The following is a 26,012-nucleotide window of genomic DNA, read 5'->3' as shown; positions in this document are numbered from 1 at the left end:
GGTCGCACCGATGTCTCAGGAACCGCTTGCACGAGAAGCAGAGGTAGCCGCATTTCGCGATGCCGTCTTGACCAAACTCACCTACGCGGTGGGCAAGGACCCGGATCACGCCTTCGACCACGACTGGTTCGAAGCCATTGCCCTGGCCGCGCGCGACCAGATGGTCGACCACTGGATGAACCATACGCGGCATATCTACCGCAAAGGTCAGAAGCGGGTTTATTACCTTTCCCTGGAATTCCTGATTGGCCGCCTGCTCTACGACAGCCTGAGCAACCTGGGTGTGCTGGAAATCGCACGCGACGCCCTGTCCGAGCTGGGCGTGGACCTGGAGCGCATCCGCTTGCTGGAGCCCGACGCGGCGCTCGGCAACGGGGGGCTGGGCCGCCTGGCGGCGTGCTTCATGGAAAGCATGTCGACCCTGGGCATTGCCGGCCACGGTTATGGCATTCGCTATGAGCATGGTTTGTTCCGCCAGGCGATTGTTGATGGCTGGCAGCAAGAGCAGACCGAGCGCTGGCTGGATTTCGGCAACCCGTGGGAGTTCGAGCGGGCTGAAGTGATCTACCCGATCGGCTTTGGCGGCAGTGTCGAGACCAAGGCCGATGCCTCGGGCAAGATGATCCAGGTGTGGACGCCCAACGAAACCGTGCGCGCGGTGGCCTATGACACCCCGGTGGTCGGCTGGCGCGGCGCAAGCGTCAACACCTTGCGCCTGTGGCGTGCCCGGGCCGTGGAAGACCTGCACCTGGAGCGCTTCAACGCCGGTGACCACCTGGGCGCCGTCGCCGAAGTGGCCCGTGCCGAAAGCATCTCCCGGGTGCTTTACCCGGCCGACAGCACCGAAGCAGGGCAGGAACTGCGCCTGCGCCAGGAATACTTTTTCGTCGCCGCCTCCCTGCAAGACCTGCTGCGCCGCCACAAGAACATGCACGGCTCGGTGCTGAGCCTGGGCGAGCATGCCGCAATCCAGCTTAACGACACCCACCCGTCCATCGCCGTGGCCGAGTTGATGCGCCAACTGGTGGACCTGCACGACATCCCGTGGGAAGCCGCGTGGGACGTCACCGTTGAGACCCTTTCCTACACCAACCACACGCTCTTGCCCGAAGCCCTGGAAACCTGGCCGGTCGGCTTGATGGAGCGCATGTTGCCGCGGCACATGCAGATCATTTACCTGATCAACGCCCAGCACATTGACTCGCTGCGGGCCAAAGGCATCCACGATTTTGACGTGCTGCGCGCCGTGTCGCTGATCGAAGAAGATAACGGCCGCCGCGTGCGTATGGGCAACCTGGCGTTTCTTGGCTCCCATAGCGTCAACGGCGTGTCCGGTTTGCACACCCAGTTGATGCGCAGCACGGTGTTCTCCGAACTGCACAAGCTGTACCCGGAGCGCATCAACAACAAAACCAACGGCATCACCTTCCGTCGTTGGCTGTACCAGGCCAACCCCAAGCTCACCGACATGTTGGTGGAAGCGTTGGGCCCGGACATCCTCGACAAGCCCGAGCAACGCCTGGTGGAGCTAGAGCCGTTCGCCGAGAAACAGGCGTTCCGCAAAGCCTTCGCCGAGCAGCGCCTGCACAGCAAGCGTGCCCTGGCAGACATCATCCACGAGCGCCTGGGCATCTCAGTGAACCCGGCGGCGATGTTCGACGTGCAGGTCAAGCGTATCCACGAGTACAAACGCCAGCTGCTCAACCTGCTGCACACCGTGGCGCTGTACCAGGCCATCCGCGCCGAGCCCGGCACCGACTGGGTGCCACGGGTTAAGATTTTCGCCGGCAAGGCCGCGGCCAGTTATCACCAGGCCAAGTTGATCATCAAGCTGACCAACGACATCGCGCGCACCGTTAACAACGACCCGACCGTGCGCGGGTTGCTCAAGGTGGTGTTCCTGCCCAACTACAACGTCAGCCTGGCGGAGAGCATCATTCCCGCCGCCGACTTGTCGGAGCAGATCTCCACCGCAGGCTTCGAGGCCTCGGGCACCAGCAACATGAAGTTCGGCCTCAACGGCGCGCTGACCATCGGCACCATGGACGGCGCCAACGTGGAGATGCACGAGCGCGTCGGTGCCGAACACATGTTCATCTTCGGCCTGAGCGCTCAACAAGTGGAGGCGCGCAAGCACGCCGGCGAGTTCAATGCCGGGCCGGACATCGCGGCCTCCCATCGCCTCAATGATGTGTTGCAGGCGATCCGTGGCGGGGTGTTCTCGCCGGATGATCCGGGCCGCTACGTGGGCCTGATCGACGGGCTGATCGATTACGACCGTTTCCTGGTGTGTGCCGACTTCGATTCGTACTGGGACGCCCAGGCACGGGTCGAAGCGCATTGGCACGACTCCAAGGCGTGGTGGCGTTCGGCGGTGTTGAATACGGCGCGGATGGGGTGGTTCAGCTCGGACCGCACCATTCGCGAATACGCGACCGAGATCTGGAAAGCCCTCGACTGACCACCGCAATACCGAAATGTGGGAGGGAGACTTGTGTGGGAGCGGGCTTGCTCGCGAAGACGGCGTGTCAGGCAACTCATCTGTTACTGACCCACCGCTTTCGCGAGCAAGCCCGCTCCCATACAAGTCTCCCTCCCACATTGGTTCCGCGTCGATATACTAGGCCTCGGTTTGCCCGCTTCGGGCTGCTTAGGGATATCGACCATGCAATGGATTTTCATGCTGATTGGCCTGGCACTCGGCTGGACACTCGATGAGTCGTTCACCGATGCCGGTTTTGGTGCGCTGCTGGGGTTGGGGATCGGCCAGGCGATTCGCCTGTCGATGCTGTCGTCCCAGGCTAACCAGCAAGCACGTCAGTTGGAAACCACGCAGAAGGCGCTGATCGCATTGGGCGAACGCCTGCGGCAACTGGAAGTGCCTGCCCCGGCGAGCAGTATTGCTGCCGAGCCCGTCGCCCCTGAACCCGAACCTCAACCCACTCCTGTCGCTGAGGCGCCTGAGCTTGTCTGGGAGCTGCCCGCCGAACTGGTGCCCGTGGCGATGGTTGCCGAGCCCAGCCAACCGCTGCCGGATGACGTCTGGGCAGCTGCTCCCGCCCCACGTCCCGCTGAGCCCGTGACACCCCGTGGTCCCAACCTGATCGAGCGCGCCATCAGCGGTGCGCGCAATTGGCTGTTGGGTGGCAACACCGTGCTGCGGGTTGGCGTGGTGCTGTTGTTCCTCGGCCTGGCTTTCCTGCTGCGCTACGCCACCGAAGGCATGGTGGTGCCGATCGAGCTGCGTTACGCCGGCGTTGCCGCAGCCGCGGTTGGCCTGCTGGGCTTGGGCTGGTGGCTGCGCCTGCGTAACAGTAATTACGGGCTGATGCTGCAAGGCACCGGGATCGCGGTGCTGTACCTGACGGTGTTTGCCGCGATGCGCCTGCACCCGCTGATCGACCCCGGGGCGGCGCTGGGCCTGTTGGTGGCGGTGACGGTGTTCTCGGCGATCCTGGCGATTACCCAGGACGCCTTGGGCCTGGCCTGCGCGGCGGCGTTGGGCGGTTTTGCGGCGCCGATCCTCACCTCTACCGGTGCCGGTAACCATGTGGCGTTGTTCAGCTATTTCGCGCTGCTCAACGCCGGCATCCTCGCCATCGCCTGGTTCAAGGCCTGGCGCCTGCTCAACCTGATCGGCTTTGTCGGCACCTTCGGCATCGGCTTTGCGTGGGGCATGCGCTCTTACACGCCGGAGTTGTTGTGGAGCACCGAACCCTTCCTGATCCTGTTTTTCCTGATGTACCTGGCCATCGGCCTGCTGTTCGCCCGGCGCAAGTTGCTGGAGATGCGCGACGCCCCTGAGGACGACAGCCGTAGCGCCCTGCTGCGCTGGTCGGCGGCCAAGGGTGACTATGTCGACGGCAGCATGCTGTTCGGCCCGCCGCTGGTGGGCTTTGGCTTGCAGTTTGCGCTGGTGCAGCACCTGGAATTCGCGGCGGCGTTCAGTGCCCTCGGCCTGGGCATTATCTACATGGCCCTGGCTCGCATGCTCAGTGGCGGGCGCGCGTTGCTGCTGGCGGAGACCTGCTTGGCTCTGGGCGTGATCTTCGCCAGCCTGGCGATTCCCCTGGGCCTGGATGCGCGCTGGACCGCTGCGGCATGGGCCGTGGAAGGCGCCGGGATACTGTGGCTGGGTGTGCGCCAACAGCGGCCGCTGGCGCGGGCCTTCGGTTTGTTGCTGCAACTGGGCTCGGCGGTGGCGTTCCTCAGCGAGTTGCGCATGGGGGAGCACAGCCTGCTCGACGGCGCGCCGTTGGGCGCGTTGCTGCTGGGCGCTGCGCTGCTGTTCAGTTTCGATCAACTGCGCAAAGCCTCCACCGAGCAGGCGTCGGAGTGGGAACGCAAAGGCTTGCCGGTGCTGGCGAGCCTGGGCCTGGGCTTCCTTTACCTGCTGGCGCCGTTGCTGTTGCAGGCCCAAGGCACGGCCATCAGTTGGGCCCTCGCCGGCCTGGCGACACTGTTTGTCGGCTTGCGCATCGGCTCGCGCACCTTCCTGTTCAGTGCGTTCGCCGTGCAGTTGCTGGGCGGCGCGTTGTTCCTGTTGCGCTTGCAGGGCGGCGATGGGGCGGCGGTGTTCAGTGCGGGCTGGGGCGGTTTGCTGACGGCATCGCTGATCGGCCTTGCATTGGTTGGCGGCATGCTGCTGGCGGCGCGTGACGATATGGTGCGCGGTGATGTGCGCTTGCTGCGCGGGCTGTCAGTGGTGCTGCTGGCGGGGCTGGTGCTGATCAATCTCGCGGTGCTGTTCGTGCTGCCGTGGGAAAGCGCCAGCGGTGTGTGGGCGGCCAGTGGGGTGTTGATCATCTGGCTGAGCCTGTACCTGCAACAGCGCGTCAGCTTTGTATTCGGCTTGCTGCTGCAGGTGGTTGGCGGTGCTTCGTTCCTGCTCTCGGTGCCGCAACTGCTGGGGCCGCTGGCGAGCGAAGGTTTGCGTCCGCTGGCCCACAGCGGTTTCTGGACGCCGATGGTGCTGGGCCTGGCGGCGCTCGTGGGCGCCTGGCGTTTGCAGCGCGAACCCCATGCGCCGGTGTTTGACGTACTGAAACTGCAACGGCTGTCCGACCTGCTGCTGGTGTGGGGCGCGGCCTGGTGGACGCTGGCGCTGGCCGGAGAAGTGCTGCGGTTTGTCCCGCAGGAATTGCAAGGCGCTTTCCTGCTGGGCATCGCCGCGATCAGCGTGGCGATCTGGGCACTGCTGGCCGAGCGCCTGCGCTGGGCGTCGCTGGGCATGCTGTGCACGTTGCTGATGCCGGCTGCCGGCGTGGTGTTGCTGGTGTCTGCCCATGCCTACTACCACCCGGCTGCGCAGTTCGGCTGGCTGGCCTGGTTCGCCGTGTTTGCGGTGCATTTCATTTCGCTGCGGCGCCTGGCGGCCGTCGTGCCTGGCAAGGTGCTGAGCGTAGCCCACGTGCTGGGCTGCTGGATGCTGATCGGCGTGCTGGCGCTGGAGCTGCGTTATGGTCTGCTGTCTCTGTCGGCCGAATACAACGCCTGGCGCTGGTTGGGCTGGGCGATCCTGCCAAGCCTGTACCTGGTACTGGCAGCCGCACCACGCAGTTGGCCATGGCCGGTGTCGGCGTACCCGCGTGAATACCGCGTGCTGGCGGCATTGCCGCTGGCGGTGCTGATGCTCGGCTGGTTCTGGCTGGCAAACACGTTCAGCGATGGCGTGGCCAAGCCGCTGCCCTACGTACCGTTGCTCAACCCGCTGGACCTGGGCCTGCTGTTTGCGCTGTTGGGCGTTTACCTGTGGTCACGCAGCGTGGCGCCGCAACGCGGGCCGAGGGTGGAACTGATCGCCCAGGGTGTTGCCGGTATTTCGTTGTTTGCGTTCTTTACGGCCCTGGTGATGCGCACCGCTCATCATTGGGGCGGTGTGCCGTTCCAGCTGGATGCGTTGCTCGAATCCATGCTGGTGCAGGCGGGACTGTCGATCGTGTGGACGCTGATCGCCCTCGGCCTGATGATCGGCGGCCACCTGCGCCATCGTCGCGAAGTGTGGCTGATCGGCGCGGCCTTGATTGCGCTGGTGGTGGCCAAGCTGTTCTTTGTCGAGCTGAGCAACCGCGGCGGCCTGGCGCGGATTGTGTCGTTTATCGGCGTGGGCGGGTTGCTGCTGGTGGTGGGCTACTTTGCGCCGCTGCCCCCTAAACGTGCCGAACCTGTGATTGAAACCGAAGGAGCGTCTTCTTGATGGGCAAGTTGAGTCTGGGCGGGTTGGCGGTATGGATGGCGTGCGCGGCGGCAGTTGCCCAGGAAGGGCCGGCCGACTTCACCACGCATGTGCCGCTGGCGGTGAGCGGCAACGGCCCCTGGTATCGCCTGGAGCTGCCGCTGGCGGTGCAGTTGAGCGCGCGCCAGGCGGATCTCAGTGATGTGCGGGTGTTCAACGCGGCGGGTGAACTCCAGGCCTATGCGTTGTCCCGTCAATCGTCGCAGCCCACCGAAAGTCGCGCGGTGACCGACGTGAAGTGGTTCCCGCTGTACGCCGCTGATACCCAACAGGCGTTGCCGGGCGTGGTGATGAAGGCCACTACCGAGGGTGCCCTGGTGGAGATCAAGCCAGCCACCGCGCCCAAGCCCGGCAAGCAGGTGCTGCGCGGGTGGGTGTTGGACGCCAGTGCGATCAAGGCGCCGTTGCAGCAACTGAACCTGGATTGGAGCCGGGAGCAGGACGGGTTCCAGCGTTTCAGCATCGAAGCCAGCGACGACTTGCAGCACTGGGAATCGTGGGGCGATGGCCAGGTGGCGCGCCTGTCGTTTGCCGACGAACGGGTCGAGCAGCATGACGTCAGCTTGCCGGGGCAGTCGGCGCGTTACCTGCGATTGGTCTGGCAGGGGCAGGCCGCGCCGCTGCTGACGTCGGCCAAGTTGACCAGCGCCACCCGCAGCAGCCTGCCAATGCCATTGGTGTGGTCGCAGCCGTTGTCGGGCACGCGGCTCAAGGCGGGGGAGTACAGCTGGCAACTGCCGACGGGGCTGAATGTCGAGCGCCTGCGCATCGAGTTGAAACAGCCCAACACGCTGGCGCCGGTGACGCTGGCGGGGCGGCGTGAAGCCAACCAAGCCTGGCAACCCCTGAGCAATGGCTTGCTGTATCGCCTGGCCCAGAATGGCCAGGAGGTGGTGCAGGATGAGTTGCCGTTGCCGGGCCAGGCTGTGGCCGAACTCAAATTGCAGGTGGACGAGCGCGGCGGTGGCCTGGGCGTCGACGCACCGGCCGTGCGTTTTGCCGTACGCTCCACGCAACTGGTGTTTTTGGCGCGGGGTGAGCCGCCGTTCACCTTGGCGCTGGGCAATGGCGCCGTGAAGGCGGCGAACCTGCCATTATCGACTCTGATTCCCGACTACAGCGCCGAGCGCCTGAAGACCCTGGGGCAGGCCAGGACCGTGGGCGAGGCGGTGGTCAGTGCGTCGGTTGCAGCTGTGTCGCCCCCTGTTGGTGCCGACTGGAAGAAGCTGGGCCTGTGGGCTGTACTTCTGCTCGGCGTGGCGGCGCTGGGAGGCATGGCCTACAGTCTGTTGCGCAAGCCCGTGGCCAAACCGTGAACTCTATTGGTGTTAAATCCTCTGATGAGAGGAAATAAGCCCCGACTCGCGTTAAACTGCGCGGGTTTTTAGCCCCCCATTCTCCGGAGCCTTACATGTCCCGCGTTACCTTGAGTCGCTATTTGATTGAGCAGACCCGCAGCAACAACACGCCTGCCGATCTGCGCTTCCTTATCGAAGTGGTGGCGCGTGCTTGCAAGGAAATCAGCCACGCCGTGTCCAAAGGCGCACTGGGTGGTGTCCTGGGCAGCATGGGCACTGAAAACGTGCAGGGCGAAGTGCAGAAGAAACTCGACGTGCTGTCCAACGAGATCCTGCTCGAAGCCAACGAATGGGGCGGTCACCTGGCCGGCATGGCGTCCGAAGAAATGGACAACGCCTACCAGATCCCGGGTAAATACCCGAAAGGCGCGTACCTGTTGGTATTCGACCCACTGGACGGCTCCTCCAACATCGACATCAACGCACCGGTCGGCACCATCTTCTCGGTACTGCGTTGCCCGAACGAATACCTGAGCCAGAACGAAGCCCTGAACGAAAAGGCCTTCCTGCAGCCGGGCACCGAGCAGGTCGCGGCCGGCTACGCGATCTACGGCCCGCAGACCATGCTGGTACTGACCCTGGGCGACGGCGTCAAGGGCTTCACCCTGGACCGTGAAATGGGCAGCTTCGTGCTGACCCACGAAGACATCTCCATTCCTGCCTCCACCCAGGAATTTGCCATCAACATGTCCAACCAGCGCCACTGGGAAGCCCCGGTGCAGCGCTACGTGAACGAGTTGATGGAAGGCGAGGAAGGCCCGTTGAAGAAGAACTTCAACATGCGCTGGGTCGCTGCGATGGTGGCTGACGTACACCGTATCCTGACCCGTGGTGGCCTGTTCATGTACCCACGCGACAGCCGCGAGCCGTCCAAGCCGGGCAAGCTGCGCTTGATGTATGAAGCCAACCCGATGTCCTTCCTGGTCGAGCAGGCGGGTGGCGCGTCCACCGACGGCCATCAGCGCATCCTCGACATCCAGCCTGAAGGCCTGCACCAGCGTGTGGCGGTGTTCCTGGGTTCGAAGGAAGAAGTTGAGCGCGTGACCGCCTACCACAAGCAGTAAGTGGCGGCGACCGGTCATCTGCGTTGTTGTGAGCCGGATCACCCTTGAAGAAGCCCCGAAACGTTTCAGCGTTTCGGGGTTTTTTTGTTTTTGCTCATCGGGAACCAGACACCCCTTTTCCCTTCTAAGCTTCTGGCAGATACCCACGCTGCTTCGTCTCTCCAGGAGTTATCCCATGTCGTTACGCCGTCTCGCCCTGCTGACTTTTTGCGTGCTTTTGGCCGCCTGCAGCAAGGTCAATCAGGAAAATTACGCGAAGCTGTCGGCTGGCATGGCCAAGGCTGAGGTGGAGTCGTTGCTGGGCAAGCCGACCGATTGTTCCGGCGCACTGGGCATGTCCAGCTGCACGTGGGGCGATAAAAACAGCTTTATCAGCGTGCAATACGCCGGTGACAAAGTTCTGATGTTTTCCGGGCAAGGCCTGAAGTAAACCGGGGCGCGAGCCTGCGGGAGAAAAAGAATGATGCGTTTTGTTTTATACCTTTGTGCCAGCCTGTTTTTGGCGGGCTGCGCCAGCCATTCTGGCGACGATCTGCAACCCAAGACAGCGAGCAACGTCAACCTCAAGCGTTACCAGGGCACCTGGTATGAGTTGGCCCGATTGCCGATGTACTTCCAGCGCAACTGCGCCCAGTCCGAAGCCCGTTACACGCTGTTGCCCGATGGCGACATGTCGGTGTTCAACCGCTGCCTGACGACCGAATGGAAGTGGGAAGAAGCCAAAGGCACGGCCACGCCGCAAGTACCGGGCAAGACCGACAAGCTCTGGGTGGAATTCAATAACTGGTTCACGTCGTTACTGCCGGGCGTCGCCAAGGGCGACTACTGGGTGCTGTACGTCAGTGATGACTACAAGACCGCGATTGTGGGCAGCCCCAGCCGACGCTACATGTGGATCCTGTCGCGCACGCCAACCGTGAATGCCGACACCCGCGAGGACCTGCTGAGCAGGGCGCGGCAGCAGGGGTACGACACCACACGTTTGATCTGGCGCACGTCGGACAAACAGATGGCTAAGACCTCGCAATAAGCCTGGGTCACCGCCGATCATAAATGTGGGAGCGGGCTTGCTCGCGAACGCGGTATATCAGTACCAGATGCAGTGGCTGACACACCGCTTTCGCGAGCAAGCCCGCTCCCACAGTTTTAACCGAGTAAGTCCTTTAACACCTGTGTGAATGCGCGATTGCTGTCTTCCTCACCAGCATGATGCCCATCGCGCACCACCCACTTGCCGTTCACCAGCACATCCCGCACCTGCCGATCACCCCCGGCAAACAACCAGCGATTGAGAATCCCGTCTTCTGTGGCTGTCGCCAGATACGGATCACTGCCGTCCAACACAATCCAATCCGCACGTTTACCCACTTCCAGGCGACCTATCGGTTGCCCCAATGCTTGAGCGCCACCGTCCAGCGCAGCATCAAACAGCGTGCGCCCCACCATCGGCTGATCACTGCGATACAACCGGTTGCGCCGCTGATCGCGCAGGCGCTGGCCGTATTCCAGCCAACGCAATTCTTCCACCACGCTCAGCGAGACATGGCTGTCGGAACCGATACCCATGCGTCCGCCCTGGGCGAGGAAATCCACGGCCGGGAAAATACCGTCCCCCAGGTTGGCCTCAGTCGTCAGGCACAAACCGGCAATCGCACGGCTCTCTGCCATGCGCTTCACTTCGTCGGCATCAGCATGGGTGGCGTGCACCAAGCACCAACGCTCATCGACCTCGACGTTGTCATACAGCCACTGCAGAGGTCGCTTGCCGCTCCAGGCCAGGCAGTCGTCGACTTCCTTTTGCTGTTCGGCGATGTGGATATGCACCGGGCACGCCTTGTCGCTGGCCGCCAGCACGTCGCTGATCTGCTGGGGCGTGACGGCGCGCAGGGAGTGAAAGCACAAGCCCAACTGCTGGGCCGGCTGTGCGGCGAGGATAGGCTTCAAGCGGGCCTGCAGGTCCAGGTAGTGTTCGGTGCTGTTGATAAAGCGCCGCTGGCCTTCATTCGGCGCCTGGCCACCAAACCCGGAATGTGTATAAAGCACCGGCAACAGCGTCAGGCCAATCCCGCTGTTGGCCGCCGCCAGGCTGATCTGGCGCGACAGCTCGGTGCGGTCGGCGTACGGCTGGCCGCTGACGTCATGGTGTACATAGTGGAATTCGGCGACGGAGGTGTAGCCAGCCTTGAGCATCTCGATGTACAGCTGACGTGCGATGACCTGCAATTGGTCCGGGCTGATCTTGCCGACCATGCGGTACATCAGGTCGCGCCAGGTCCAGAAACTGTCATTCGGGTTGCCCGCTACTTCGGCCAAACCGGCCATGGCGCGCTGGAACGCATGGGAGTGCAAGTTCGGCATGCCCGCCAGAACCGGGCCTCTCAGCCGTTCAGCGCCCTCTGCACTGGCATTGGCCTCAACCTTTGTCAGCAGGCCATCGGCGCTGACTTCAAGACGTACATCATTGGCCCATCCATTAGGCAGCAGCGCGCGTTCGGCAAAGAAAGCGGACATGATCAAGGCACCCCGGTCGTGTGTTTATTTGTATATACATATACAGACGTTTGCCTGCTCGGTAAACTCCGGCAATCTATGCATCTTTTCCACCTGCAAGGATTCCCTGTGCCGACTCCGCCCGCCAACTCTTCGCTGGCTGCCCACATGGACGAAAGTCCGGCGCCCTTGTATGCCCGCGTCAAACAGATGATCAGCCAGCAGATTCTCACCGGCAACTGGCCGCCCCATTACCGCGTGCCGTCCGAGAGCGAACTCGTCAGCGAACTGGGCTTCAGCCGCATGACCATCAACCGCGCCCTGCGCGAGCTCACCGCCGAAGGGTTGCTGGTGCGCATGCAAGGCGTGGGCACATTCGTCGCCGAGCCCAAGAGCCAGTCAGCGCTGTTTGAAGTGCACAACATTGCCGATGAGATCGCCTCCCGTGGGCATCGGCACACTTGCCAGGTCATCCACCTGGGCGAAGAGGCTGCCGGCTCCGAGCGTGCGGTCGCCCTGGAGATGCGTGAAGGCGGGCGCGTATTCCACTCGCTGATCGTGCACTTCGAAAACGACATTCCCGTGCAAATCGAAGACCGTTTCGTCAACGCCCTGGTCGCACCGGAATACCTGCAGCAGGATTTCACCCAGCAAACCCCTTACGCCTATTTGAACCAGGTGGCACCGCTCACTGAAGGCGAGCACGTGGTTGAGGCGATCCTGGCCGACGCCGCCGAGTGCAAGCTGCTGCAGATCGAGCCCACCGAGCCGTGCCTGTTGATCCGTCGACGCACCTGGTCGGGCCGCCAGCCGGTGACCGCCGCGCGTTTGATCCACCCCGGTTCCCGTCATAGCCTGGAAGGACGTTTCAGTAAATGAGTGCAGTGAAAGTCTGGCGTGCCGCCGATTACGTGCGCATGCCGTGGAAAAACGGCGGTGGCAGCACCGAAGAAATCACCCGTGATGCCGGCGCAGGGCTCGATGGCTTTGGCTGGCGCCTGTCGATTGCCGACATTGGCGAGTCGGGCGGGTTCTCTACCTTCGCCGGTTACCAGCGCGTGATTACCGTGATCCAGGGTGCAGGCATGGTGTTGACGGTCGACGGTGAGGAACAGCGCGGTTTGTTACCGCTGCAACCGTTCGCGTTCAAAGGTGACAGCCAGGTGTCTTGTCGCCTGATCACCGGGCCGATTCGCGACTTCAACCTGATCTACTCGCCCCAGCGTTACCACGCGCGGTTGCAATGGGTGGACGGCGTGCAGCAGTTCTTCACGACCGCGCAGACCGTGCTGGTGTTCAGTGTGGCGGATGAAGTGAAGGTGCTGGACCACAAGCTCGGTCACCACGACTGCCTGCAAGTGGACGGTAACACTGGCCTGCTGGATATCTCCGTAGCCGGCCGCAGCTGCATCATCGAACTGACCCCACACGAATAACCCTGTAGGAGCCGGCTCGCCGGCGATAGCGGTGTATCTGACACACCGCCATCGCCGGCAAGCCGGCTCCTACAGTTGTTTTGTCGTGTTGATAAAAACTGTTTCCAGACCCCGCACCAATTTGTTACCGAATGCCCCAGCGTGGCGCAAAACCACGCCAACGCGCTAAACCTCTCTCGCTGTAAAAATCCTCCGTAAGAAATTTCATCAAGCCCCGAAGCCTTAATTTCCAAGGCTTGCGCGTGCTTTCCAAAAAAATCTCGACAACCCCCTCGCCAAGTTGGCCGCTTGATTGCATATGCTTGTATGTACAAGTAAAGATGTGTGCGTAAGACTCTCCTTCGCACCATCCATGTTCGCGCATCGATCGCCGAGGAGTTCTTGTTGTGACCAAGCCTACAAAATACCGTGACGTCGAAATCCGTGCCGCCCACGGTAACAAGCTCACTGCCAAAAGCTGGCTGACTGAAGCGCCGCTGCGCATGCTGATGAACAACCTCGACCCGCAAGTGGCCGAGAACCCGAAAGAATTGGTGGTGTACGGCGGTATCGGCCGTGCCGCGCGCAACTGGGAGTGCTACGACCAGATCGTCGAGAGCCTCACTAACCTGAACGACGACGAGACACTGCTGGTGCAGTCCGGCAAGCCGGTTGGCGTGTTCAAGACCCACAGCAACGCGCCGCGCGTACTGATCGCCAACTCCAACCTGGTGCCGCACTGGGCCAGTTGGGAACACTTCAACGAACTGGATGCCAAGGGCCTGGCCATGTACGGCCAGATGACCGCCGGCAGCTGGATCTACATCGGCAGCCAGGGCATCGTCCAAGGCACTTACGAAACCTTCGTCGAAGCCGGCCGCCAACACTACAACAGCGACCTGACCGGCCGCTGGGTCCTCACCGCCGGCCTCGGCGGCATGGGCGGCGCCCAGCCTCTGGCCGCTACTTTGGCCGGCGCCTGCTCGCTGAACATTGAATGCCAGCAGGTCAGCATCGACTTCCGCCTGAACAGCCGTTATGTCGACGAACAAGCCACCGACCTCGACGACGCTTTGGCCCGCATCGCCAAATACACCAAGGAAGGCAAGGCCATCTCCATCGCCCTGCTGGGTAACGCGGCGGAGATCCTGCCGGAACTGGTCAAGCGCGGCGTGCGCCCAGACATGGTCACCGACCAGACCAGTGCCCACGACCCACTCAACGGCTACCTGCCAGCCGGCTGGACCTGGGACGAATACCGCGCCCGCGCCAAGACCGAACCGGCTGCCGTGATCAAGGCCGCCAAGCAGTCGATGGCCGTGCACGTCAAAGCTATGCTGGAATTCCAGAAACAAGGCATCCCGACCTTCGACTACGGCAACAACATCCGCCAGATGGCCCAGGAAGAAGGCGTGGAAAACGCCTTCGACTTCCCGGGTTTCGTACCGGCCTACATCCGCCCACTGTTCTGCCGTGGTATCGGCCCGTTCCGTTGGGCGGCGCTGTCGGGCGACCCACAAGACATCTACAAGACCGACGCCAAAGTCAAAGAGCTGATCCCGGACGACGCCCACCTGCACAACTGGCTGGACATGGCGCGCGAGCGCATCAGCTTCCAGGGCCTGCCGGCGCGTATCTGCTGGGTCGGCCTGGGCCAGCGCGCCAAGCTGGGCCTGGCATTCAACGAAATGGTACGCCGCGGCGAGCTGTCGGCACCGGTGGTGATCGGCCGTGACCACCTCGACTCCGGTTCGGTCTCCAGCCCGAACCGCGAAACCGAAGCCATGCAGGACGGTTCCGACGCCGTGTCCGACTGGCCACTGCTCAACGCCTTGCTCAACACCGCCAGCGGCGCGACCTGGGTGTCGCTGCACCACGGTGGCGGCGTCGGCATGGGCTTCTCCCAGCACTCCGGCATGGTGATCGTCTGCGACGGTACCGACGAAGCCGCTGAGCGTATCGCCCGCGTGCTGCACAACGACCCGGCCACCGGTGTGATGCGCCACGCAGACGCCGGCTACCAGATCGCGATCGATTGCGCCAAAGAACAGGGCCTCAACCTCCCAATGATCAAGTAACTCAATGTGGGAGCGGGCTTGTGTGGGAGCTGGCTTGCCTGCGATGGCATCACCTCGGTTTGACTGACAGACCGAGTCGCCTGCATCGCAGGCAAGCCAGCTCCTACAAAAGCCAGCTCCCACAGAACAGCAATGCACACAAAAACAATCCATCAGAGGTTGAACAACATGGCTGCAAATGACACCACCCCGTTGATCGAAAGGCGCTCGATCGACTACATCCCGGAAGCGGAAAGACATGGTCGTCTATTGAGCCAGTTCACCCTGTGGCTGGGTGCCAACCTGCAGATCACCGCGATTGTCACCGGGGCCCTGGCTGTGGTGCTGGGCGGTGATGTGTTCTGGTCGTTGATCGGTCTGCTGATCGGCCAACTGCTGGGCGGTGGCGTGATGGCGTTGCATGCGGCACAAGGCCCGCAACTGGGCTTGCCGCAGATGATTTCCAGCCGTGTGCAGTTTGGTGTGTATGGGGCGGTGATCCCGCTGGTGCTGGTGTGCCTGATGTACATCGGCTTCTCGGCCAGCGGCTCGTTGCTGGCGGGGCAGGCGGTGGCGCAGTTGCTGCACGTGGAAGACTGGGTCGGCATCGTGTTGTTTGCCGGGCTGATCATGGTGTTCACCATTTTCGGCTACCGCGTCATCCACGGCATTGGTCGCGTGGCCAGTGTGCTCGGCGTGGTTGCGTTCGTGTACCTGTTCTACAAACTGTTGGCGGGTAACGACGTGGCTGCGTTGCTGGGCAACAAGCACTTTTCCCTGAGCAGTTTCCTGTTGGCGATTTCGTTGTCGGCGTCCTGGCAGATCGCGTTCGGCCCGTATGTGGCGGACTACTCGCGCTATTTGCCGCGCAGCACCAGCGCGTCGAAAACCTTCTGGGCCGTTGGCCTGGGGTCGGTGATCGGGGCGCAGGCGTCGATGGTGTTTGGTGTGTTCGCGGCGGCCCTGGCCGGCGCGCAATTCGCCCACCACGAAGTCTCGTTTATCGTCGGCCTGGGCGGCACCGGCATTGTCGCGGCGCTGCTGTATTTCAGCATCGCCTTCGGCAAGGTCACCGTGACCACCCTCAATGCCTACGGCAGCTTCATGTCCATCGCGACGATCATCAGCGGTTTTCGTGGCAGCCGGCACATCTCGAGTGCGGTACGCCTGCTGTACATCTTCCTGATGGTCTCGATTGCCGCCGCGCTGGCACTTTTGGGAAAAGACTCATTCCTCAAGGATTTCTCCGCGTTCATCCTGTTCCTGCTGGCGTTTTTCACGCCCTGGAGTGCGATCAACCTGGTGGACTTCTACTGCATCACCAAAGAGCGCTATGACATTCCTGCGTTGTCCAATCCCAACGGTCGCTACGGCCGCTGGAACCTGATGGGCATCAGCATCTATGTGTTCGGCGTGCTGATCCAGATGCCGTTCATCTCGACGCACTTCTACACCGGCCCCCTCGTCGCCAGCCTCGGTGACACCGATATCTCCTGGATCATCGGCTTGGTGGTGCCCGCTGCACTGTATTACTGGGCCGCCAAAAAGTGGCACAGCGCAATTCCTGAACACCTGATCCTGCCAGCAGAGCAGGGCGCTGCACCAACGACGACAAACGGGCTGGCGGTACAAGCCTGATGGGACGTGGACAGGGCAGGATGCCTACTGACTGCCGTAATCCATTTCAAGATTGGGAGCGTCACAACAATGAAGATGAATAAAACCCTGTTGGCCACTGTGTTCTCTGCGGGCGTGTTGGCCAGTGCTGGCGCCCAGGCGGCCGGCTGGTGCGAATCCGGCAAGCCGGTGAAGTTCGCCGGCCTTAACTGGGAAAGCGGCATGTTGCTCACCGACATCCTGCAAACCGTGCTGGAAAAAGGCTACGACTGCAAAACCGACAGTCTGCCGGGCAACTCCATCACCATGGAAAACGCCCTGAGCAGCAACGACATCCAGATCTTCGCCGAAGAATGGGTGGGCCGCAGTGAAGTCTGGAACAAGGCCGAGAAGGCCGGCAAAGTTGTCGGCGTTGGTGCGCCGGTGGTGGGTGCCATCGAAGGCTGGTACGTGCCGCGCTATGTGATCGAAGGCGATGCCAAGCGCAAGCTGGAACCCAAGGCGCCGGACCTGAAAAACATCGCCGACCTGGCCAAATACGCCTCGGTGTTCAAGGACCAGGAAGAGCCGTCCAAGGGGCGTTTCTACAACTGCCCGGCCGGCTGGACCTGCGAGCTGGACAACAGCGAAATGCTGAAAAGCTATGGCTTGGAAAACTCCTACACCAACTTCCGTCCAGGCACCGGCCCGGCGCTGGATGCGGCGGTGCTGTCGAGCTACAAGCGCGGCGAGCCGATCCTGTTCTACTACTGGTCGCCGACGCCGCTGATGGGCCAGGTCGACCTGGTCAAGCTGGAAGAAAAACCTGGCGTGGATAAAAGCGTGAGCATCAAGGTCGGTCTGTCCAAGACCTTCCACGAGCAGGCGCCAGAGCTGGTGGCCGTGCTGGAAAAGGTCAACCTGCCTATCGACCTGCTGAACCAGAACCTCGGTCGCATGGCCAAAGAGCGAATTGAATCGCCAAAACTGGCGAAAATTTTCCTCAAGGAACATCCTGAAGTCTGGCACGCATGGGTGAGCGACGACGCAGCCAAGAAAATCGACGCGGCCTTGTAGGTCAAGTGTGCCCGGCTACCCTGAGGGGCTGGCCGGGCACTTGGCCACAACCCACTGGATCGAGAGCACGATATGTTTCCTGAGAGTTTTACGTTTTCCATTGCCGACTGGGTCAACGGTTGGGTGGATTCACTGGTCACCAACTACGGCGATGTGTTCCGGCACATCTCCGACACCCTGCTGTGGGCCATCGTCAACCTGGAAGGCTTGCTGCGCGCAGCGCCGTGGTGGCTGATGCTGGCCATCGTTGCCGGCGTTGCCTGGCACGCCACCCGCAAGGTGGTGACCACGGCGGTGATCGTCGGTTTGCTGTTCCTGGTGGGCGCGGTCGGCCTGTGGGACAAACTGATGCAGACCCTGGCCCTGATGATGGTCGCCACGGTGATCTCGGTGCTGATCGGCATCCCGCTGGGCATTCTGTCGGCGCGCAGCAATCGCCTGCGTTCGGTGCTGATGCCGTTGCTCGACATCATGCAGACCATGCCGAGTTTCGTGTACCTGATCCCGGTATTGATGCTGTTCGGCCTGGGCAAGGTCCCGGCGATCTTCGCCACGGTGATCTACGCTGCGCCGCCGCTGATTCGCCTGACCGACTTGGGCATTCGCCAGGTCGACGGCGAAGTCATGGAAGCCATCAACGCCTTCGGTGCCAACCGCTGGCAGCAACTGTTCGGCGTACAACTGCCGCTGGCGTTGCCGAGCATCATGGCCGGTATCAACCAGACCACCATGATGGCGCTGTCGATGGTGGTGATCGCCTCGATGATCGGTGCCCGTGGCTTGGGTGAAGACGTGCTGGTCGGCATCCAGACCCTCAACGTCGGTCGCGGCCTCGAAGCCGGGCTGGCGATTGTGATTCTCGCAGTGGTCATCGACCGCATTACCCAGGCCTATGGTCGTCCACGGCATGAGGCGAGCAAATGACTACTGTCAGCAAAATTGAAGTTAAAAACGTCTTCAAGATCTTCGGCGCCCGTTCCAAGGACGCGCTGTCGCTGATCGGCCAAGGCAAGACCAAGGACCAGGTGCTGGCCGAGACCGGCTGCGTGGTCGGCGTGAACGACTTGTCCCTGAGCATCGGCACCGGTGAGATCTTCGTGATCATGGGCCTGTCGGGTTCCGGCAAATCCACGCTGGTGCGCCACTTCAACCGCCTGATCGATCCTACCAGCGGCGCGATCCTGGTGGACGGCGAAGACATCCTGCAGCTGGACATGGAAGCCCTGCGCCAATTCCGTCGGCACAAGATCAGCATGGTGTTCCAGAGCTTCGGCCTGTTGCCCCACAAGAGCGTGCTCGACAACGTCGCCTACGGCCTGAAGGTGCGTGGCGAAACCAAGCAGGTCTGCGCCGAGCGCGCCCTGCACTGGATCGAAACCGTGGGCCTCAAAGGCTACGAAAACAAATACCCGCACCAGCTCTCCGGCGGCATGCGCCAGCGCGTTGGCCTGGCCCGCGCCCTGGCGGCCGACACCGACATCATCCTGATGGACGAAGCGTTCAGCGCCCTCGACCCGCTGATCCGCGCCGAGATGCAGGACCAGTTGCTGGAACTGCAAAAGACCCTGCACAAAACCATCGTGTTCATCACCCACGACCTTGATGAAGCGGTGCGCATCGGCAACCGCATTGCGATCCTCAAGGACGGCAAGCTGATCCAGGTCGGCACGCCTCGGGAGATCCTGCACTCGCCGGCGGATGAGTATGTGGACCGGTTCGTACAGCGGCGGGCGGCGGTGGTCTGACCCGGATCTTATGGTGAGCTGGCTGGCCCCTTCGCGAGCAAGCCCGCTCCCACATTTGGAATGCATTCCCCCTGTGGGAGCGGGCTTGCTCGCGAAGAGGCCGGTAAGGCTGCATAAGCATTAGAGAAGGTATGAAGATGTCCCAGCCAACAAAAATCACCATCGCGGACACGCCATTGCGCTGGCAGGACGTGGTCGCCGTCGCCCGTCACGGCGCGATCCTCGAACTCTCGGGCCAGGCCTGGGCGCGCATCGACAACGCACAAGCCATCGTGCAGCGCATTGTCACCAGCGGCGAACGCGCCTACGGCGTGAACACCGGCCTGGGCGCGCTGTGCAATGTGTCGCTCAAGGGCGAGCAGCTCAGCCAACTGTCGCGCAATACGCTGCTGAGCCACGCCTGCGGCGTCGGTCCGGTGCTCAGCGACGAGCAGACCCGCGCGATCATCTGCGCTGCCATCATCAACTACAGCCACGGCAAATCCGGCCTGCATCCGCAGGTGGTGCATTCGCTGCTGGCGCTGCTCAACCATGGCATCACACCACAAGTACCGTCCCAGGGGTCGGTGGGTTACCTGACCCACATGGCCCATGTCGGCGTGGCCTTGCTGGGCGTCGGTGATGTGAGTTACCGGGGCAAGATCGTTTCGGCGCAAGAGGCATTAAGCGCAGAAGGTTTGCACCCGGTGGTGCTCGGCGCCAAAGACGGCCTGTGCCTGGTCAACGGTACACCGTGCATGACCGGCCTGAGCTGCCTGGCCCTGGCCGATGCCCACCACCTGCTGCAATGGGCCGATGTGATCGGCGCCATGAGTTTTGAAGCCCTGCGCGGGCAGATCGACGCCTTTGATGAAGAAATTATCGCGCTCAAGCCACACCCGGGCATGCAGCAAGTGGGCATCAACCTGCGCGCCTTGCTCGACGGCAGCGAAGTGATCGCCAGCAGCAAAGGCATACGCACCCAGGACGCCTTGAGCATCCGTTCGATCCCGCAGATTCACGGCGCCGCGCGCGACCAGGTCGAGCACGCCACCCGCCAGATCGAGACCGAACTCAACAGCGCCACCGACAACCCGCTGGTGCTCGGCACTCCGGACAACTACCGCGTAATGTCCCAGGCCAACCCCCACGGGCAGTCCGTGGCACTGGCCGCCGACATGCTCGCCATCGCCATGGCCGAGATCGGTTCCGTGGCCGAACGCCGCCTGGACCGCTTGATCAACCCGCACGTCAGCGGCTTGCCGGCGTTCCTGGTGAGCAACCCGGGGGTCAACTCCGGGATGATGATCGTGCAGTACGTCGCCGCCTCCCTGTGCGGGCAAAACCGCCAGCTGGCGCAACCGGCTGTGCTCGACAACTTCGTCACCTCGGGCCTGCAGGAAGACCACCTGAGCATGGGCACCAATGCCGCGCTCAAGCTGCACCAGGTGTTGGCCAACGTGACCCAGATCCTCGCCATCGAGTACCTGTTGGCGGCCCAGGCGTTCGAGTTCTTGAAGGACCAGCGTTTCGGCGCCGGCACCGACAGCGCCTGGCGATTGCTGCGTGAAGGGGTGCCGGCCTATGAACAGGACCGTTGGCTCGCGCCGGACATCGCCACCACCGCCGCCTTGCTCAAGGACGCCGCTCTGCTGCAGCGCACCTTGCCGAATTTGCACTGAAGTTTTTCCAACAATAACCAGCGTGCCAAGCCGCGTGTCGCTCTAAAAGAGGGCCGCGGCGGATAACGGAAGCATCCGGAGCGACTGGTAGTTAACAACACTCTCAAAAGGAGCATGAATGTGACTGCGCTAAACCTGATTCCAGGCCAACTGAGCCTCGCCCAACTGCGGGCCATCTACCAGCAGCCGGTAACCCTCAGTCTGGATGACAGCGCCACGGCGCAGATCGATGCCAGTGTGGCCTGCGTGGAGCAGATTCTCGCCGAGAACCGCACCGCCTACGGCATCAACACCGGTTTCGGCCTGCTGGCCTCGACCCGCATCGCCAGCGAAGACCTGGAAAACCTCCAGCGTTCTCTGGTGCTGTCCCACGCCGCCGGCGTCGGTGAGCCGATCAGCGATGCGCTGGTGCGGCTGGTCATGGTGCTCAAGGTCAACAGCCTCAGCCGTGGGTTCTCCGGGATCCGCCGCCAAGTGATCGATGCGCTGATCGCGCTGATCAACGCCGAGGTATACCCGCACATTCCACTCAAAGGTTCGGTCGGTGCCTCCGGTGACCTCGCGCCCTTGGCGCACATGTCCCTGGTGCTGCTGGGCGAAGGCAAGGCGCGCCACAAAGGTGAATGGCTGGAAGCCACCGACGCGCTGAAAGTCGCCGGCCTTACGCCGCTGACTCTCGCCGCCAAAGAAGGCCTGGCGCTGCTCAACGGCACCCAGGTGTCCACCGCTTACGCACTGCGCGGCCTGTTCGAAGGCGAAGACCTGTTCGCCGGCGCCCTGGCGTGCGGCGCGCTCACTGTGGAAGCGGTGCTGGGTTCGCGCTCGCCGTTCGACGCACGCATTCATGCTGCGCGTGGTCAGCGTGGGCAGATCGATGCAGCGGCAGCCTATCGCGACCTGCTCGGTGAAAGCAGCCAGGTGTCCCAGTCGCACCAGAACTGCGACAAGGTACAAGACCCGTACTCCCTGCGTTGCCAGCCACAAGTCATGGGCGCGTGCCTGACCCAGTTCCGCCAGGCCGCTGAAGTGCTGGTGGTCGAAGCCAACGCCGTGTCGGATAACCCACTGGTGTTTGCCGCCGAAGGCGACGTGATCTCCGGTGGTAACTTCCACGCCGAACCCGTGGCCATGGCCGCTGACAACATGGCCCTGGCCATCGCCGAAATCGGTTCGCTGAGCGAGCGCCGTATCTCGCTGATGATGGACAAGCACATGTCGCAACTGCCGCCGTTCCTGGTGGGCAATGGCGGGGTGAACTCCGGCTTCATGATCGCCCAGGTGACCGCTGCTGCGCTTGCCAGTGAGAACAAGGCGCTGGCCCACCCGCACAGTGTGGATAGCCTGCCGACGTCCGCTAACCAGGAAGACCACGTGTCCATGGCCCCGGCGGCGGGCAAGCGCCTGTGGGAAATGGCTGAAAACACCCGTGGTGTGTTGGCGGTCGAGTGGCTGGCCGCGTGCCAGGGCCTGGATCTGCGTGACGGTCTCAAGACCTCGGCCAAGCTTGAGAAAGCGCGCGGCATCCTGCGCGACAAAGTGGCGTTCTATGAGAAGGACCGTTTCTTTGCCCCGGACATCAACGCCGCCAGCGAACTGCTCGCCAGCCGCTGCCTGAATGAGCTGGTGCCGGCCAAGTTGCTGCCAAGCCTCTAAACGCAACATCGTGTAGTGAGCGGGCTTGCCCCGCGCTGGGTGGCGAAGCCGCCCCAAAACAGCCACCGCCGTTATACCTGATACAACGCGGCGGCCTGATCAGGGCGGCTTCGCCCCCCAGCGCGGGGCAAGCCCGCTCACTACAGTGATGGGCGTCAGGCTCTGAATTTTTCTCAGGATAAGAATAATTAGGGACGAGAAATGCTCCAGCAAGAAAAGGGTTTGAAACGCGGGCTCAGCGCCCGACATATTCGCTTCATGGCACTCGGTTCCGCGATCGGCACCGGGCTGTTCTACGGCTCCGCCTCCGCCATCCAGATGGCCGGCCCGGCCGTGCTGCTGGCCTACCTGATCGGCGGTGCCGCCGTGTTCATGGTAATGCGCGCCCTCGGCGAGATGGCCGTGCACAACCCGGTAGCGGGCTCGTTCGGCCAGTACGCCAGCACTTACCTGGGCCCCATGGCCGGGTTCATTCTCGGGTGGACCTACGCGTTTGAAATGATCATCGTCTGCCTGGCTGACGTCACTGCATTCGGCATCTACATGGGCTTCTGGTTTCCCGACGTCGCGCGTTGGGTCTGGGTGCTCGGCATTGTGTTTTTGATCGGCGGCCTGAACCTGTGCAACGTCAAAGTGTTTGGCGAAATGGAGTTCTGGCTGTCGCTGCTCAAGGTTGGCGCCATCGTCGCGATGATCCTTGGCGGTTTCGGCATCATGCTGTTCGGCATCCACTCGGCGGGTGAAACCCAAGCGAGTGGCCTCAGCAACCTGTGGGCCCACGGCGGCTTCATGCCCAACGGCGTCGGCGGCCTGATCGCCTCGTTCGCGGTGGTGATGTTTGCGTTTGGCGGCATCGAAATCATCGGCATCACCGCGGGTGAAGCCAAGGACCCGCAACGTGTGATCCCCAAGGCGATCAACGCCGTGCCGCTGCGCATCCTGTTGTTCTACGTGCTGACGTTGTTCGTGCTGATGGCCATCTACCCGTGGCCGCAGATCGGCAGCCAGGGCAGCCCGTTCGTGCAGATCTTCAGCAACCTCGGCATCGGCTCGGCCGCGACCATTCTCAATATCGTGGTGATCTCGGCGGCCGTATCGGCCATCAACAGCGACATCTTCGGCGCCGGCCGCATGATGTACGGGCTGGCCCAGCAAGGGCAGGCACCCAAGGGGTTTGCGCAGTTGTCCAGGCACGGCGTGCCATGGATGACCGTGGTGGTGATGGGCGCAGCGCTGCTGGGCGGCGTAGTGCTCAACTACCTGATCCCGGAAAACGTGTTCCTGCTGATCGCCTCGATTGCCACCTTCGCCACGGTGTGGGTGTGGCTGATGATCCTGTTCACCCAGGTCGCCATGCGCCGCTCCATGACAGCGGAGCAGGTCGCCGAACTGAAATTCCCGGTGCCGTTCTGGCCGTATGCGCCGGCCGCCGCCATCGTCTTCATGCTGTTCGTGTTTGGTGTGCTGGGTTACTTCCCGGACACCCAGGCCGCCTTGCTGGTCGGCGCCGTATGGATCGTGCTGCTGGTCGTGGCCTACCTGCTGTGGGTCAAGCCTGCGGCCGGGCAAGCGGCCAAGGTCCATCACGACCCGGCTTTGTCTCATCGTTAATCTAGGGAGGCGTTGATGAAAACGCTTTGGCAACACTGCCACGTCGCAACCATGGCCCAGGGCAAGTACTCGATCATCGAGGATGCCGCCATGGTCACCGCCGGTTCGCTCATCGAGTGGATCGGACCCCGCAGTCAGGTGCCTACGGCGGAATACGCCCAGGTGCATGACCTGCAAGGCGCGTGGGTCACCCCCGGGCTGATCGACTGCCACACCCACACGGTGTTCGGTGGCAATCGCAGTGGCGAGTTCGAGCAGCGCCTGCAAGGCGTGAGCTACGCCGAGATCGCAGCCAAGGGTGGCGGCATTGCCAGCACTGTACGCGCCACCCGCGCCGCGACCGAGGATGAACTGTTTGCCAGCGCTGAGAAACGCCTGCGCAGCCTGCTGCGTGACGGCGTGACCACCGTGGAAATCAAGTCCGGCTACGGCCTGGACCTGGTCAACGAACGCAAGATGCTGCGCGTAGCCCGTCGCCTCGGGCACGCGCTGCCGGTCAGCATACGGGCCACGTGCCTGGCGGCCCATGCATTGCCACCGGAGTACAAGGACCGCGCCGACGACTACATCGACCATATCTGCACCGAGATGCTGCCGGCCCTGGCGGCGCAAGGGCTGGTGGATGCGGTGGATGCGTTCTGCGAATACCTGGCGTTTTCCACCGAGCAGGTGGAGCGTGTATTCAACGTCGCGCAGCAACTGGGCCTGCCGGTGAAGCTGCATGCCGAGCAACTGTCGTCGCTGCACGGCTCCAGCCTGGCGGCGCGTTACCACGCGTTGTCGGCGGATCATCTGGAGTTCATGACCGAAGAAGACGCCATCGCCATGGCCGCGTCCGGCACCGTCGCGGTACTGCTGCCGGGCGCTTTCTACTTCCTGCGCGAAACCCAGTTGCCGCCGATGGACGCCCTGCGCAAGCACGGCGTGAAAATTGCCATCGCCAGCGACCTCAACCCCGGCACCTCGCCGGCGCTGTCGGTGCGCTTGATGTTGAACATGGCTTGCACCCTGTTCCGCATGACTCCGGAAGAAGCCCTGGCCGGCGCCACCACCCACGCGGCGACCGCGCTGGGCATGGGCGATACCCACGGATCCCTGGAAGTGGGCAAGGTGGCCGATTTTGTCGCCTGGCAGATTGATCGTCCCGCCGACCTGGCCTACTGGCTGGGTGGCGAGCTGGATAAACGCGTCGTGCGCCATGGCGCCGACGTCACTGTATGAAGGAGTGCTGCTGTGGATAAGGTTCTGACGTTCAAAAAAGGCCGCGTACCGCTGCTGATCAGCATGCCCCACGCTGGCTTGCGGCTCACGCCTGCGGTCGAAGCCGGGTTGATCCCCGAAGCACAAAGCCTGCCGGACACCGATTGGCATATCCCTACGCTGTACGATTTTGCCGAAGCACTGGGCGCCAGCACCCTGGCGGCGGAGTATTCGCGCTTCGTGATCGACCTGAACCGGCCATCGGACGACAAACCGCTCTATGCCGGTGCCACTACCGGGCTGTACCCGGCGACCCTGTTCGATGGTGTGCCATTGTTCCTTGAGGGACAGGTGCCGTCCGAGGAAGAGCGCGTGACCTACCTGCAAAAGATCTGGGGGCCGTACCACCGCACTCTGCAAGAAGAACTTGCCCGGCTCAAGGCCGAGTTCGGCTACGCCTTGCTGTTCGATGCGCACTCGATCCGCTCGGTGATTCCGCACCTGTTCGACGGCAAATTGCCGGACTTTAACCTCGGCACCTTCAACGGCGCCGCGTGCGACCCGGAACTGGCCAGCCAGCTGGAAGCCATCTGCGCCCAGCACCCGCAGTACACCCATGTGCTCAATGGGCGTTTCAAGGGTGGCCACATCACCCGGCATTACGGCAACCCGGCGCAGGATATTCACGCGGTGCAGCTGGAGTTGTGCCAGAGCACGTATATGGAAGAGGTTGAGCCGTTCCGGTATCGGCCGGACTTGGCTGCGCCGACGCAGGTGGTGTTGAAGCAATTGCTGGAAGGCGTGCTGGCCTGGGGGCAGAAGCGTTACGGCTGAAATTGCTTTCGCGAGC

General features: G+C 62.6%; 19 protein-coding genes. 18 read left to right on the top strand and 1 reads right to left on the bottom strand.

Features of this window, described 5'->3' with window-relative positions; all coding sequences use genetic code 11:
* Positions 1-10: 10 nt before the first annotated feature.
* From M2394_RS13115 to M2394_RS13090, 6 genes are all read left to right on the top strand, one after another.
* Positions 11-2,461, top strand: a complete 2,451-nt coding sequence (locus M2394_RS13115) for a glycogen/starch/alpha-glucan phosphorylase (RefSeq protein ID WP_176997274.1) — start codon at positions 11-13, stop codon at positions 2,459-2,461.
* A gap of 204 nt (positions 2,462-2,665) precedes the next feature.
* Positions 2,666-6,196 (top strand): DUF2339 domain-containing protein, encoded by a 3,531-nt coding sequence (locus M2394_RS13110; RefSeq protein WP_259172757.1) that lies wholly within the window; start codon positions 2,666-2,668, stop codon positions 6,194-6,196.
* The gene (locus M2394_RS13105; protein WP_259172756.1) at positions 6,196-7,551 is read left to right on the top strand and encodes a DUF3999 domain-containing protein; all 1,356 of its coding nucleotides are present in this window, start codon (positions 6,196-6,198) and stop codon (positions 7,549-7,551) included. The genes M2394_RS13110 and M2394_RS13105 overlap by 1 nt, the downstream gene beginning before the upstream one ends.
* Positions 7,552-7,646: 95 nt before the next feature.
* Positions 7,647-8,657, top strand: coding sequence for a class 1 fructose-bisphosphatase (locus M2394_RS13100; protein ID WP_060754592.1), 1,011 nt, complete (start codon positions 7,647-7,649; stop codon positions 8,655-8,657).
* 175 nt (positions 8,658-8,832) lie between these two features.
* Complete coding sequence (locus M2394_RS13095; protein WP_105697716.1) at positions 8,833-9,087, top strand: hypothetical protein; 255 nt, start codon at positions 8,833-8,835, stop codon at positions 9,085-9,087.
* 30 nt (positions 9,088-9,117) lie between these two features.
* Complete coding sequence (locus M2394_RS13090; protein ID WP_017734862.1) at positions 9,118-9,687, top strand: lipocalin family protein; 570 nt, start codon at positions 9,118-9,120, stop codon at positions 9,685-9,687.
* 116 nt (positions 9,688-9,803) lie between these two features.
* On the opposite strand, the gene M2394_RS13085 is transcribed toward M2394_RS13090, so the two are convergent.
* Positions 9,804-11,168, bottom strand: a complete 1,365-nt coding sequence (locus M2394_RS13085) for a formimidoylglutamate deiminase (protein ID WP_259172753.1) — start codon at positions 11,166-11,168, stop codon at positions 9,804-9,806.
* Positions 11,169-11,315: 147 nt separating this feature from the next.
* Between M2394_RS13085 and hutC the strand changes: the two genes are divergently transcribed.
* The 12 genes from hutC (at position 11,316) to hutG (ending at position 25,996) form a co-directional block, all read left to right on the top strand.
* Positions 11,316-12,026, top strand: a complete 711-nt coding sequence (gene hutC / locus M2394_RS13080; protein WP_259172907.1) for a histidine utilization repressor — start codon at positions 11,316-11,318, stop codon at positions 12,024-12,026.
* Positions 12,023-12,583, top strand: a complete 561-nt coding sequence (locus M2394_RS13075; protein ID WP_259172752.1) for a HutD family protein — start codon at positions 12,023-12,025, stop codon at positions 12,581-12,583. The genes hutC and M2394_RS13075 overlap by 4 nt, the downstream gene beginning before the upstream one ends.
* Before the next feature lie 386 nt (positions 12,584-12,969).
* Positions 12,970-14,640 carry a urocanate hydratase gene (hutU, locus tag M2394_RS13070; RefSeq protein ID WP_178918557.1) on the top strand — a complete coding sequence of 557 codons (1,671 nt, stop codon included), beginning with the start codon at positions 12,970-12,972 and terminating at the stop codon, positions 14,638-14,640.
* Between the two features lie 168 nt (positions 14,641-14,808).
* Positions 14,809-16,257 carry a cytosine permease gene (locus M2394_RS13065; protein ID WP_259172750.1) on the top strand — a complete coding sequence of 483 codons (1,449 nt, stop codon included), beginning with the start codon at positions 14,809-14,811 and terminating at the stop codon, positions 16,255-16,257.
* A gap of 69 nt (positions 16,258-16,326) precedes the next feature.
* Positions 16,327-17,292, top strand: coding sequence for an ABC transporter substrate-binding protein (locus tag M2394_RS13060; protein WP_178918559.1), 966 nt, complete (start codon positions 16,327-16,329; stop codon positions 17,290-17,292).
* Between the two features lie 72 nt (positions 17,293-17,364).
* Complete coding sequence (locus M2394_RS13055; protein WP_178918560.1) at positions 17,365-18,216, top strand: proline/glycine betaine ABC transporter permease; 852 nt, start codon at positions 17,365-17,367, stop codon at positions 18,214-18,216.
* On the top strand, positions 18,213-19,037 hold the full coding sequence (locus tag M2394_RS13050) for a glycine betaine/L-proline ABC transporter ATP-binding protein (protein ID WP_050572407.1): 825 nt from the start codon (positions 18,213-18,215) through the stop codon (positions 19,035-19,037). The genes M2394_RS13055 and M2394_RS13050 overlap by 4 nt, the downstream gene beginning before the upstream one ends.
* A 137-nt stretch (positions 19,038-19,174) precedes the next feature.
* Entirely contained in the window at positions 19,175-20,698 is a 1,524-nt protein-coding gene (gene hutH / locus M2394_RS13045) for a histidine ammonia-lyase (RefSeq protein ID WP_259172749.1), read from the top strand.
* 114 nt (positions 20,699-20,812) lie between these two features.
* On the top strand, positions 20,813-22,351 hold the full coding sequence (gene hutH / locus M2394_RS13040; RefSeq protein ID WP_178918562.1) for a histidine ammonia-lyase: 1,539 nt from the start codon (positions 20,813-20,815) through the stop codon (positions 22,349-22,351).
* Between the two features lie 201 nt (positions 22,352-22,552).
* Complete coding sequence (locus M2394_RS13035; RefSeq protein ID WP_178918563.1) at positions 22,553-23,962, top strand: amino acid permease; 1,410 nt, start codon at positions 22,553-22,555, stop codon at positions 23,960-23,962.
* Between the two features lie 15 nt (positions 23,963-23,977).
* Positions 23,978-25,183, top strand: coding sequence for an imidazolonepropionase (gene hutI / locus M2394_RS13030; protein WP_259172747.1), 1,206 nt, complete (start codon positions 23,978-23,980; stop codon positions 25,181-25,183).
* Positions 25,184-25,195: 12 nt separating this feature from the next.
* Positions 25,196-25,996, top strand: coding sequence for an N-formylglutamate deformylase (gene hutG / locus M2394_RS13025; protein ID WP_259172746.1), 801 nt, complete (start codon positions 25,196-25,198; stop codon positions 25,994-25,996).
* Positions 25,997-26,012 lie beyond the last annotated feature (16 nt).

The organism is Pseudomonas sp. BIGb0164, from assembly GCF_024810135.1.
Classification (GTDB): domain Bacteria; phylum Pseudomonadota; class Gammaproteobacteria; order Pseudomonadales; family Pseudomonadaceae; genus Aquipseudomonas.
The sequence above is the reverse complement of the archived record's forward strand: the minus strand, read 5'-3'. Positions and strand labels throughout refer to the sequence as shown.